The sequence below is a fragment of the Flavobacterium sangjuense genome (assembly GCF_004797125.1).
GTDB classification, from domain to species: Bacteria; Bacteroidota; Bacteroidia; order Flavobacteriales; family Flavobacteriaceae; genus Flavobacterium; species Flavobacterium sangjuense.
The window spans coordinates 1,947,605-1,959,908 of record NZ_CP038810.1 but is presented as its reverse complement, the minus strand read 5'-3'; the positions used below and the strand labels follow the sequence as shown (position 1 = coordinate 1,959,908).

General features: G+C 35.1%; 15 protein-coding genes. 6 read left to right on the top strand and 9 right to left on the bottom strand.

Annotated features, from left to right (window positions below; all coding sequences use genetic code 11):
• Window positions 1-8 precede the first annotated feature (8 nt).
• Window positions 9-584, top strand: coding sequence for a YdeI/OmpD-associated family protein (locus GS03_RS08540; RefSeq protein ID WP_210726610.1), 576 nt, complete (start codon window positions 9-11; stop codon window positions 582-584).
• A 120-nt stretch (window positions 585-704) separates the two neighbouring features.
• On the top strand, window positions 705-1,922 hold the full coding sequence (locus GS03_RS08535) for an LETM1-related biofilm-associated protein (protein WP_136152121.1): 1,218 nt from the start codon (window positions 705-707) through the stop codon (window positions 1,920-1,922).
• Between the two features lie 46 nt (window positions 1,923-1,968).
• Here the strand turns inward: GS03_RS08535 and can are convergent, their stop codons facing one another.
• From can to GS03_RS08515, 4 genes are all read right to left on the bottom strand, one after another.
• Window positions 1,969-2,604 carry a carbonate dehydratase gene (gene can / locus GS03_RS08530; protein WP_136152120.1) on the bottom strand — a complete coding sequence of 212 codons (636 nt, stop codon included), beginning with the start codon at window positions 2,602-2,604 and terminating at the stop codon, window positions 1,969-1,971.
• Between the two features lie 96 nt (window positions 2,605-2,700).
• Entirely contained in the window at window positions 2,701-3,384 is a 684-nt protein-coding gene (locus GS03_RS08525) for a carbonic anhydrase family protein (protein ID WP_136152119.1), read from the bottom strand.
• An 11-nt stretch (window positions 3,385-3,395) separates the two neighbouring features.
• Complete coding sequence (locus tag GS03_RS08520; protein ID WP_136152118.1) at window positions 3,396-5,051, bottom strand: SulP family inorganic anion transporter; 1,656 nt, start codon at window positions 5,049-5,051, stop codon at window positions 3,396-3,398.
• 61 nt (window positions 5,052-5,112) lie between these two features.
• A complete protein-coding gene (locus GS03_RS08515) occupies window positions 5,113-5,397 on the bottom strand; it encodes a hypothetical protein (protein WP_136152117.1) in 285 nt (94 codons plus the stop codon).
• 114 nt (window positions 5,398-5,511) lie between these two features.
• Between GS03_RS08515 and GS03_RS08510 the strand changes: the two genes are divergently transcribed.
• Window positions 5,512-6,453 carry a LysR substrate-binding domain-containing protein gene (locus GS03_RS08510; RefSeq protein ID WP_136152116.1) on the top strand — a complete coding sequence of 314 codons (942 nt, stop codon included), beginning with the start codon at window positions 5,512-5,514 and terminating at the stop codon, window positions 6,451-6,453.
• Window positions 6,454-6,487: 34 nt separating this feature from the next.
• On the opposite strand, the gene GS03_RS08505 is transcribed toward GS03_RS08510, so the two are convergent.
• From GS03_RS08505 to GS03_RS08480, 5 genes are all read right to left on the bottom strand, one after another.
• The gene (locus tag GS03_RS08505; protein ID WP_136152115.1) at window positions 6,488-6,682 is read right to left on the bottom strand and encodes a hypothetical protein; all 195 of its coding nucleotides are present in this window, start codon (window positions 6,680-6,682) and stop codon (window positions 6,488-6,490) included.
• 149 nt (window positions 6,683-6,831) lie between these two features.
• The gene (locus GS03_RS08500) at window positions 6,832-7,047 is read right to left on the bottom strand and encodes a hypothetical protein (protein ID WP_136152114.1); all 216 of its coding nucleotides are present in this window, start codon (window positions 7,045-7,047) and stop codon (window positions 6,832-6,834) included.
• A gap of 431 nt (window positions 7,048-7,478) precedes the next feature.
• Window positions 7,479-8,141 carry a tRNA (5-methylaminomethyl-2-thiouridine)(34)-methyltransferase MnmD gene (gene mnmD / locus GS03_RS08490; RefSeq protein WP_136152112.1) on the bottom strand — a complete coding sequence of 221 codons (663 nt, stop codon included), beginning with the start codon at window positions 8,139-8,141 and terminating at the stop codon, window positions 7,479-7,481.
• Between the two features lie 2 nt (window positions 8,142-8,143).
• Entirely contained in the window at window positions 8,144-8,611 is a 468-nt protein-coding gene (locus GS03_RS08485; RefSeq protein ID WP_136152111.1) for a hypothetical protein, read from the bottom strand.
• 152 nt (window positions 8,612-8,763) lie between these two features.
• Window positions 8,764-9,258, bottom strand: coding sequence for a DUF4920 domain-containing protein (locus GS03_RS08480; protein WP_136152110.1), 495 nt, complete (start codon window positions 9,256-9,258; stop codon window positions 8,764-8,766).
• 282 nt (window positions 9,259-9,540) lie between these two features.
• Here GS03_RS08480 and GS03_RS08475 point away from each other — a divergent pair, with 282 nt between their 5' ends.
• From GS03_RS08475 to GS03_RS08465, 3 genes are all read left to right on the top strand, one after another.
• Window positions 9,541-10,608, top strand: coding sequence for a branched-chain amino acid aminotransferase (locus GS03_RS08475; protein ID WP_136152109.1), 1,068 nt, complete (start codon window positions 9,541-9,543; stop codon window positions 10,606-10,608).
• A gap of 98 nt (window positions 10,609-10,706) precedes the next feature.
• Complete coding sequence (locus tag GS03_RS08470) at window positions 10,707-11,702, top strand: Gfo/Idh/MocA family protein (RefSeq protein WP_136152108.1); 996 nt, start codon at window positions 10,707-10,709, stop codon at window positions 11,700-11,702.
• Window positions 11,703-11,712: 10 nt separating this feature from the next.
• Window positions 11,713-12,204 carry a GNAT family N-acetyltransferase gene (locus GS03_RS08465; RefSeq protein ID WP_136152107.1) on the top strand — a complete coding sequence of 164 codons (492 nt, stop codon included), beginning with the start codon at window positions 11,713-11,715 and terminating at the stop codon, window positions 12,202-12,204.
• Window positions 12,205-12,304: the final 100 nt, after the last annotated feature.

The following is a 12,304-nucleotide window of genomic DNA, read 5'->3' as shown; positions in this document are numbered from 1 at the left end:
TAATTATATTGGAAGAAAAAGAACTTTTATACTTCAAAAATGCTCAGGAATGGCGCGAATGGTTGCACGAAAATCATCATTCGTCAAAAGGCGTTCATTTAGTTTTCTATAAAGTAAGCAGCGAAGCTCAAAGCATGCGTTGGGAAGAAGCTGTTCAGGTGGCGATTTGTTATGGCTGGATTGATTCTACTGTAAAAAAATTAGATGACGAACGCAGACGTCAAATGTTCACGCCACGTAAAGACAAAAGCGTTTGGAGCAAACTTAACAAAACCTATATCGAAAAACTGATTGCTGATGATTTAATGCACGAAAGTGGTTTAAAGAAGATTGAAATAGCCAAACAGAATGGTTCCTGGTCAACACTTGATGGGGTAGAAAATTTGGAAATGTCCGAAGATTTAGCAGCAGCTTTTGCCAAAAATAAAAAAGCTTTAGATAATTACAATTCCTTTAGTCCATCATACAGAAAAAGCTATCTGTACTGGCTCAACCAAGCCAAAAGAGAAGAAACCAGAAAAGCCCGCATCGTAGAAATCATTTCCCTTTGTGAACAAAACATCAAATCGAGAGGAACGTTTTAAAAATTGAACACAGATTTCACAAATTATCACAGATTTTTTAATTTCAAAAAGCTTTTATCTGTGATAATTTGTGAAATCTGTGTTTAAAAAGATTTAGTTTTGCACTGTAAAAGTATTTAAATGATTAACCCATCAGCTCCAGGTTGGATAGACAAGTTCTTTATTGAACAAAAAGTTTCAGAATTGCCTATTATGGATTCTGAGGAAGCATTCTACATCCGAACTCGAGCTACAGGTTTTATTTTTGGGCACATCGTCAGCTTTGACGTTCCAAATCCCATTTCATTTGAAGGTAGGCTTCCTGAAGAAATTTCAAAAATTGGTATGCTCAATACACTCTATGAACTGTATTGTCTGACCAAAAAAGATATTGACCAAAACAATTTCATTACCGAAGCAGTTGCATTTTATAATTTGCTGACGCCAAAAGGTTTTAATCCTTTACAAAAAATATTACCAAGCAGTTCCGATTCAAGCAAACTGGAAAAGATTATCCATGACAGAGTGCAGACCAATGAAGATTTGTTTAGCAAAAACTTCTCTCATGTAATTACGAATGCGTTGCTTTTTGTGGATGTTCTGGCATTCAAGAAATACCTGGAAAAAGGTTCACTTCCCGAAAAATATTTCAATCGGATTGAAGATATTGTTATCAGCATTATTTCGCTTTCGCTGAAATCTAAAACCGGGATTTCTGTTCATGATGAATTGTTGGCTAAACTTTTTGAATCGTCTGTTCGTTATAATAAGTTTTCCGATACAAAAATTAAAACCATCGATGACTTGGATTTGAGTTATCTGAGCAACGATTTAGAAAAATTCTATATGGTTGATTTGGCCGGAATCAGTTTGTGGAGCGATGAAAAAGTCGAAAATGAAGAGCGTTATTTTTTGTATAAACTTGGAGAGAAACTAGAAGTTACAGAATCTTTTATTACGGAAAGCATCAATTTTATTAATGATTTTATTGTAAAATATAAAAACGAAATTCCGTATTTCAACAATTCCAATCCGGTAAAGAATTTCTATGACCACACTACCGAAAGTGTACAAATCCTAATCAACAGAAACAAAAAAAGGTTAGTAAAAGAATTGTCTCAAAGCAAAGAACTGATGCACTTGTTGGCAAAGTCAACTCATAAAGAATTGGATAAAGAAGAAAAGAAAAAAATCAAAGTCCAGCTGCTCGACATTTGCAAATCGGTTCCGTCATTAACTATTTTTCTTTTGCCTGGTGGCGCTTTATTATTGCCGATTCTGATAAAATTCATTCCACAGTTATTACCGTCAGCCTTTAACGAAAACGAGGAAAGAGACCCAAGTCCATTTGACGAATAGTATTGACCAAAGCAGTATAAATAAAAAATCGCCCGAAGGCGATTTTTTAAAACTTTAGTTGATAAACTTCATCCAAATCTTTATTGGAACTAATGTTCACTTTTAAATCGGTTACGTATCCCGAATTCAAACCATAAACCCAACCGTGTAACGTAAGCTCCTGCCCGCTTCTCCATGCCGCTTGAACGATAGATGTTTTGGACAAATCGAAAACCTGCTCTTTGGCATTTATTTCAACAAAAGCATTGAAACGCTCATCTTCATTGGTAATAGAATCCAGATAAGCATCGTGCAAACGGTACACATCTTTAATATGTCGAATCCAGTTGTCGATAATTCCGATTGAGTCGTTACCCATGGCCGCTTTCACACCACCACAACCATAATGTCCGCAAACAATTACATGCTTTACTTTTAAAACATTTACGGCATAATCCAGAACACTTAGCATATTCATATCAGAATGGACAACCATATTGGCAATATTTCTGTGTACAAAAACTTCTCCCGGCTTGGCTCCGATAATTTCATTTGCAGGAACACGGCTGTCAGAACAACCAATCCACAATAGTGGCGGCGTTTGACCTTTGGCCAAATCTTTGAAATAATTTGGGTCTTTCTCCAATGTTCTTTCAACCCATTCCTTATTGTTATCTAGTATTTTTTTATAAAAATCGCTCATGTTTTCAAGTTTAATGTCAAATATAGCAAATAAAAACCACCAACTACAAATGATTGACAATGCAGTTGATGGTTCTTGGATTAGTAATCAAACTTCTTAATGTCTTAATTCGGCAACAGAGAAATTTGGATTCATTTCATCATTAATATACTGGCTGTCATCATAAAAAACAACTTCTCCAGTTTCAATATTATGCATAGCGCCAACAATTCCGATTTCGCCTTTTGCAATCATTTGCTCAAGTACAAAACTACGCTCAATAATATTTTTTACACTTCGTTTCACATTAATTTCTGCGACATTTTCAACAAAACTTGCGTTACTTGCATTTCGTTCTTCCTTGGTTTCTATCTCTTGATAAACTGCCGGTTGAATCTTAGACAACAATTCTGTTAAATTCCCCATTTCCACATGATCGCACGCTCCTTTTACCGCTCCGCATTTACTGTGTCCAAGTACCACAATTAGTTTTGAGCCAGCTACTTTACAGGCAAACTCCATGCTGCCTAAAATATCCGTGTTGACAATATTTCCTGCAATTCTAACTGAAAAAATATCACCTAGTCCCTGATCAAAAATTAATTCAGCCGATGTTCTACTGTCTATACAACTCAAAATTGTTGCAAATGGCCACTGTCCATCACGAGTATCATTAACCTGTTCCAGTAAATTTCTGTGTGCTTTTAAGTTGTTTATAAATCTGGTATTTCCTTCTTTTAATATTTCCAAAGCTTTTCTTGGTGTAATAGAAGCTTGCATTTCTTTATTTAAAGTTTTCATATTTTATTTTTTTAATCATTAAATTTTTCGTCAATAATCTCTCTCTTAACGGTTTTTCTTTTCATCACATCATAATAATGTTCAATGCTAACCTTATTAGGAGTTTCTTCACTGTTTTCGAGCTGATATGCTTTTTTGAAACCTTTCAGTTTTACTTTGATATTTTCGTCTTTGGCTCGAGTAGTTTTAAACTCGCGAAGCAAATCCAAAATATCATGGGCAATATAAACGGTATCATGTGCATTGATAATCACTCTTGAATTCTCCGGAATAGCCATTAGCGTTGATTTAATGGCGGCTTTGTTCAAAAACGAAACTTCCTGTGCTAAATCGATATGAATGACGTCGCCATCAGCATATTCTTCTTTTCTGAAATTGTAAGCACGCTTCAAATTGCCTTTTAAAACAAAAATAATACTGATTGCAATTCCCAAAGCAACACCTTTTAACAAATCGGTAAAAACCACACCAACAAATGTTGCTATAAAAGGAACAAATTGATATTTTCCTTTTTCCCAGAAATGCTTGATTGTTTTTGGATTGGCTAATTTATACCCTATCAACAATAAAATAGCAGCCAAAGTGGCCAGCGGAATTTTATTCAAAAGTGCCGGAATTGACAAAACACTAACCAGCAGCAAAGCGCCATGAATAATGGTTGACATCTTCGACTTGGCACCGGCATTATTATTAGCCGAAGTTCTTACGACCACCGATGTCATTGGCAAACCGCCAAGCAGCGAACTGATAATGTTTCCAACACCCTGTGCTTTCAGTTCAATATTGGTATCCGTATATCTTTTTTGAACATCCATTCTATCAGCAGCTTCAATACACAAAAGAGTTTCAATAGAAGCCACAACAGCAATGGTAATTCCTGCAATCCAAACTTTAGAATTGGTAATCGCAGAAAAATCGGGAGCAACAAAAATACTAGCTAATTCTTCAAAAGAAGTCGGTACCGGCAATGTTACCAAATGTTCGCTTCCTATAGCCAAACTACTTCCTGTTTGGATAAAAAATTCATTTAAAAGAATACCAACTACAACCGCAATCAAAGCTGCCGGAACTAGTTTTAGATCTTTTAAAAACTTAACTTTAGTCCATGCGATTAAAATCGCAAGAGACACTAAGCAAATAATTATTGAGCCTGGTTGTATGTGATTCAACGTATGAAATATTTCCGAAAAAGTGTTTTCTCCATCGGGTTGAAAAAAACCAAAATCACCTTCGTGATCTGGGTCATACCCAAAAGCATGCGGGATTTGTTTCAGGAAAATAATCACCCCAATTCCGGCAAGCATTCCTTCGATAACATTTGTTGGAAAATAATTGGAAATACTTCCTGCCTTAATAAAACCAAGCGCCAATTGAATGACTCCGGCAATTAAACCTGCCAAAAGAAACGCATTGAAAGTTCCTAAATCGCTTATAGCTGTTAAAACTATAGCTGTTAAACCCGCAGCCGGACCAGAAACGCTAATATGGGATTGGCTCAAATAGCCTACTACAAGTCCGCCAACAACTCCCGAAATAATACCGGCGAATAATGGCGCACCAGAAGCCAAAGCAATTCCTAAACATAATGGAAGTGCTACTAAGAAAACCACTAAACCTGATGCAAAGTCAGATTTAAGGTTTGCAAAAAGATTGATTTTTTTTGTCATACCTAAAATTTAGTTTAATAAAAATATTTCCATCAAAAAGATTGATGGCTCGAAATTTTATTTAACTAAACTCGGGCGGTGGAGAGAAGATTTCTGAAGCCACATTATCGTGTCGTGACAAGTTCTCAGAAATGATAGTAGTATTCTTAATTTGTAAATCCAAAAAAGGGTAATCAAATTGCTGTTTTACTTCAGCCTTAACTTCTTTTATCTGTTTATGGATTTCTTCTTCTGCAAAGCTGTAAAATATAGACGTGTCTGAACTCTTCTTAATCAACGTAACCACTGTTGGCGTTGAAAGAAACGTCACAAATACGAATAATATTAATCTGGCGAAGAATTTCATATCGCAAAAGTAGTTATTCAAAATAGCTTTTGAAACGTATTATAATATTTTTAACACTCGTTAACTATAAATTTAATTTATAGGTTTTATATTTGTATCAAATTTTACTATATAATGACAATTACACAATTAAAATATGTTCTGGCAGTAGCTGAATACAAGAACTTTACGCTAGCAGCCGAAAAATGTTTTGTTACCCAACCAACCTTGAGCATGCAGATTCAGAAAATTGAAGAAGAATTGGGCATACAAATTTTTGACAGAACCAAAAAACCTATTCAGTTGACAGAAATTGGGCAGCAAATTGTCAATCAATCCAAAAATATTGTTAACGAAGCAGATAGAATTCAGGATATTGTTGATCAGCAAAAAGGATTTATTGGAGGTGAATTTCGTCTAGGAATAATCCCAACGATAATGCCGACATTGCTACCTATGTTTCTCAATAATTTTATCAAAAAATACCCAAAAGTAAAACTCATCATTGAAGAGTTAAATACCGATGAAATTATACTAAAACTCAATAACGGTCATTTAGACGCCGCGATTGCCGCTACGCCATTGCAGGAAGAAAAAATAAAAGAAGTTGTTTTGTATTTTGAACCTTTTGTGGCTTATATTCCAGAAGGTCATCGCAATTTTCAAAAGCAGGAAATTGAAGTTGATGATTTGAATATAGATGAAATCCTGTTACTTCAGGACGGACATTGTTTTAGAGATGGCATTTTAAATTTGTGCAAAAATGTAGCTGCCAATGAAAAAGCGCATTTTCAAATTGAAAGCGGAAGTTTTGAAACACTTATTAAACTAGCCGATGAAGGTTTAGGAACTACACTGCTTCCCTATTTGCACACTCTGGATTTAAAAGAAAAAGACCAGCTCAAATTGCGTCATTTTAAAGAACCAAAACCTGCACGTGAAGTAAGTTTAATTTTTCCGAAAAACGAATTGAAAATTCACATTATTGATGCTTTGAGAAGCACTATTGCCGGAGTTGTAAAAGGTGCGATTGTCTTTCAGAATGTACAAATCATAAGTCCACTACAAAAAAAATAAGGAGCTTTTGCACAAACTCCTTATTTTCTCTCTGCTAACTAACTACAGACAAACATTGTTTTAATTCAGGATGCTCATTCGTAAAGAATTGCAACCATTTTTTTAATTGTTCAACCTCGTAAGGCAATAAATTTTTAATCGCCTTTTTTAGTTCTTTTGTGAAAAGAACAGGATCGAAGCTTACTCTTTCGAGTACCGATTTTGTGTAATCATAGATCATTCTAGGCATATTTGGTTAAGATTTGGGGTTATCTTATTGTAAGAACGTTTAGTAAAAGTATATCAAAAAAAGTTCTTGTACAAAAAAATATGCCAAAAAATATCGTCAAAACACTATTTTAGTCGATGAAATGCATTTATTAACAATTTTTTAAAGTTTTAACTTACTAAAATCTTTTTATCTAGCATCTCATAAAGCCATTTTTGCGCTTCTGGTTTATCAGCAGTAAAATAAAATAACCAATTGATTAGATTTTCTCTTTCGTAAGGCAGTAGTATCTTTGATGCCTTAACTAATTCTTTCACAAATAGCTCTTTGTTTTTACTAACTTTTACAATCGAAGTTTTCGTGTAATCATACATTAACTGTCCCATAACTGTAAAGTTTAAAAGTACACTTAAAGTTACGTAAAAAACACTTTTGAGGTTTTTAAACAAATGTTAAATAAAAAAAGGAACCGTTTAAGTTCCTTTAGTTCTATTTATTGTTAATGAGCAACATACAATGCTGCAGTTCTGGTTTTTCCTTAATAAATTTTGAAAGCCATGAAGCCAATTCTTCTAATTCAAAAGGTAACAGGACTTTACATGCTTTTTCAAGTTCTTTGCAAAAAAGAGAGACGTCAAAACTGACTCTTTTCAACACATTCTTCGTGTGGTCTAACATTGATTTAGACATAGAAAATTACTTGGATTAAATTAATATAATAGGGTAAGAACGGGTTTAGGTATCCCAAATGTAAAAAAATTTATTTCCCTCTTATTAAAAATTGTCTAAAATTTAACGCTTTAAATATGTTAAAATTTCAAACTGCTTTAGTGGCGCGCAACATCTCTCTTTTGCCTGGAGCACCTGGCAATTTTTCTACAGAAAAACCTGCTGATAACATTGCGTTTTTTATAGAAGTCCGGCAAGCGTAAGTCACCAAAATACCATTTGGCTTTAAAGCCTTAAACATGGCGGCAAAGATTGCTTCTGACCAAAGCTCAGGCTGCACCCTGAAACCAAAGGCATCAAAATAAATCAAATCAAAAGCAGCAACATCCTGAATATCCTGAAAAAACTGCTTGCGCTTGGTTAGTGTAAAATTATCCGAAAGTACATACTGTAGTTCCCATTGACATTCATGCAGTCGTTCAAAAATTGTTGATTCATTTGCATTAATCTCCTTTGGGTAATTCATTTGCAAGGCTTCATCAGTTACAACAGGATAAGCTTCTACTCCAACATAATCAATAACTTGATTGCTTTTTTTGGATTCTAAATACGTGATAAAACAATTTAAGCCAGTTCCGAAACCAATTTCTAAAACAGAAATGGGCTTTGCTTCGAAAAGAGCTAGCCCATTTTTTATAAATACATGATAAGCTTCCTGAATGGCGCCGTGTTTTGAATGATAACTTTCATTCCACTCCGGCAAATGAATGGTTGTTGAACCATCATTGGTTTTGATAATTTCGCGTTTCAAAATTATTTGATATACAATTTCTTGATTCTCGGAATTGGTCCGCCACATTTGCTTTCGTGGCATTTTAAGCAGGCATCAACTCCTGCATTGAAATGTTGCTCCGCATTTTTCGGATCACTATAAATCAACTGTTGCGCCGCTATATAGTCTTTTGCTTTTTGTTTAAAGAACAAATCATTATCCGTTTCATCAGTAAACTTTGCTGTATGAATTTTCAAAAAGTGCTTTGGAAATGTCCCAAGAGTATCGCCTTTTTGAATGCGTTCTTTCAATCGCTTGTTGTCGACATACATTTGTTCCATCAAAGCGGCCATTTCTGACATTTGATACATTTCGAGTTTCTTTTCTTTGGTCGGAGGACATTTCTCTTCTTCAACCTTCGCTTCTTTCTTCTGACAGGACACAAGCATAAGCGAACTGGCGAAGCAAAAAAAACTAAAAACTAAAACAATTGCAATTATTTTTTTCATTTATACTGAAGTTATTTAAGTATCTTTTAGGAGCTATTTCCCGCTTTCCGTTGCAATCTTTTGTTTTGTTAAAAAGCCCTTCGACTGCGCTCAGGGTGACAAAACAAAAAGGATTTTCACTGCAATCGGGGCTAGTTTATTTCAGCTTCAAATTATTTTTTGATGTAAACACCATCCGCCAAAAACGAATAAGTAACTTCCGGTTTAGTGATTTTGGCAATTTCTGCTGCAGATTTTCCGCCATCTTTAGCGTAATGTCTTAGCGATTCAACCGATTCTACATCAACAAACGCCTTACCGTGTACAATGGCTTCGCTGTTATCTGCATTCAATGGAACGAAGAAACCATAATCTTTAAATTTTACAAATGATTCATCATCACCTGCTAAATTCATTTTCATCCAACAACCTTTCTTTTTACAAACCGCTTTAATATTTGATTGAAATTGAACCGTAATCGTATCACCCTTTTTAAGTGTTTTATACTTTTTCAACATTTGTTCTTTAGTATAAATTTTAGATACTTTGAATTTATCGCCAAACGAAGCGTACTCTTTATCGTCAAAAGATTTGGCTTTTTTCTGCGCCATCACTGCTGTTCCAACACATAATAACAGCATAATCAGGATAACATTTACTTTTTTCATAATTGTAATATTTTAATGAATTGCGAATATAAACAGTTTGGCAAAAATCAATTACTAAATTAACAATTATTTTGAGTTTTTATTATGAAATTAATCTCTGAAATAGGGAAAAAAATGTCATTTCAAAAAAAGTATTCATTTTTTTTTAGGGATGCAAAATAGAACCATATTTTTATTAGTTTTACAAAAAACTAACAACACAACTATAATTTTCGGGAAACAAATTATAAAATGTTAATTGTCAATGATATGAAACGTTTTCTGAATTAAATCCATTATTAAATGATGTTAAAAACTACTAGCGAAATCGATATAGTTAAGGCAAATTCCTCAAAAATTAATGAAGTCGATTTTGAAAATCTTACCTTTGGAAATGTATTTACTGACCATATGTTGGTTTGTGATTTTAAAGAAGGTAAATGGGAAAAACCCGTTATCAAACCTTACGAACCTTTCTTAATAGATCCTTCAGCAAAAGTGTTCCACTATGGACAAGCCATTTTTGAAGGAATGAAAGCCTATAAAGATGAAAACGATGACGTTTGGCTTTTTAGACCGGACGAAAATCTGGATCGTTTTAACAAATCGGCGGTGAGAATGGCAATGCCCGAAATTCCGGAAGAAATCTTTATTGGTGGTTTGAAAACCATCGTGGATATGGAAAGAAGCTGGGTGAGAAAAGGATTAGGGAACACATTGTATATCAGACCTTTTATGATTGCAGTTGGTTCGGGCGTTATTGCGCAACCGTCATCACAATATAGATTTATGATTATCCTTTCGCCTGCCCGCTCCTATTATTCTGGAGAAGTGAAAGTGATTATTGCCGAACACTATAGTCGTGCTGCCAATGGTGGAATCGGTGCAGCAAAAGCAGCCGGGAATTATTCGGCTCAATTTTATCCTCAAAAACTAGCACAGGAAAAAGGATTCCAGCAAATCATCTGGACAGACGATGCCACACACACCAAACTGGAAGAAGCCGGAACCATGAATGTTTTCTTTAGGTTTAACGATACCATTTACACCGCACCAACCAGCGAAAGAATTTTGGATGGCGTTACCCGAAAAAGCTTGATTGCTATAGCCAAACGCGACGGTATTAAAGTTGAAGAACGTTCGGTATTGGTTTCTGAATTAATTGCAGGTGCAAAAGACGGAAGTTTAAAAGAAATCTTTGGTGCAGGAACCGCAGCTGTGGTTAGCCCAATTGTAGGTTTCCAATATCAGGAAGATTATTATGAATTACCAAAAATTGAAAACTCTCTTGCCATACAATTAAAGGACAAACTAACTAAAGTACAATACAAACTAGCCGAAGATACTTTTGGCTGGACAGTTAAGGTGTAATGTACAATCACATTTTACAACTATAGAACTTCGGGGAAACCCGGAGTTTTTTTATGTGTTTTTTGTTTAAATCTTTATCTTTAGCAAAAAACAAGCACATGGCAGATAAAAAAGAATATGCTAACAACATTCGTTGGGGTATTATAGGATGTGGTAACGTAACCGAAGTTAAAAGTGGTCCTGCCTATAAGCAGGTGGACGGATTTCAATTGGCCGCTGTCATGCGACGAGATACAGACAAACTGAAAGACTATGCCCAAAGACACAACATTGCCAAATACTATTTGTCTGCGGAAGAATTGATTGCAGATTCCGATATTGATGCAGTTTATATTGCTACGCCACCCGATTCTCATAAGTACTATGCACTTCAGGTAGCCGCTGCCGGAAAACCTTGTTGCATTGAGAAACCTTTAGCACCTTGTTACCAGGATAGCCTTGCGATATATGAGGCTTTTAAAAGTAAAAACATTCCTTTATTTGTTGCCTATTACCGACGTTCTTTACCCCGATTCCAACAAGTAAAAACATGGTTAGACAATAACGCCATTGGTGAGTTAAGACATATCAGCTGGAAATTTAGCAAAGCTCCAAATGCCAATGATTTGTCGGGAGTTTATAACTGGCGCACTGATGCAAAAGTAGCGCCGGGTGGCTATTTTGATGATTTAGCAAGTCATGGTTTGGATTTATTCACGTATCTATTAGGAGATGTTGCGGCTGTTTATGGTATCAGCTTGAACCAACAGCAATTGTACCAGGCTAAAGATGCTGTAACGGCCTGCTGGATTCATGAGAGCAATATAACAGGAACCGGATTTTGGAACTTTGGCTGCGAACGTACTGAAGATACTGTGGAACTCTTTGGCAGCAAAGGTAAAATCACCTTCTCAGTTTTTGAAGAAAATCCGCTACTGCTCGAAAGCAATGGTCTGCTCGAGGAAGTTTATATTGATAATCCTCAAACCGTACAACTACCACATGTGCAAAATATGAAAAGGCAGCTATTTGAAAATGAATTTAATCATCCTTCTAATGGCGCTACAGCTACTCATACCAGTTGGGTGATGGATAAAATCCTTGGCGTTTTATAACTAAGCTAAAATGAAACTTCCTCCCTACGACAACTACCCTATTATTGCCGACGACAAAATAATATTGCGTGAAATTGCAACTTCCGATCATGGCGACCTCATTGAAATTTCTTTTTATGATGGCGTTCAGGCTCAAACATTGGAAGAGGCAGCAACAATGCAATCCAAAATTAAAAATGATTATAACGACGGAAACTCTATTCATTGGGGCATTGTCGACAATGTAACCAATAAAATAGTTGGGACTTGTGGTTATTATCGTGGACTTGACAAAGGAGAAGGTGAACTTGGCTGTATTTTATTATCCCAATATAAGGGAAAAGGATATATGACTTCAGCTATGTTATTAGCCATTGACTTTGGTTTAAATACTATTGGATTAAAACGTATTTGGGCTATAACAAGCCAGGATAACACCGGAGCAATCAAACTTCTGAAAAGACTAAACTTTACAAAAATTGCCGATTTGGAATACAATGAAGTGGAATATGAGTTGCAATAGAATAAAAATAGCATTATCTTTAACCATCATATAATCTACTCCTTATGAGAAAAATAACTTTGATTCTTTTGTCGCTACTAACTTTAGTAAATTTAGTTTT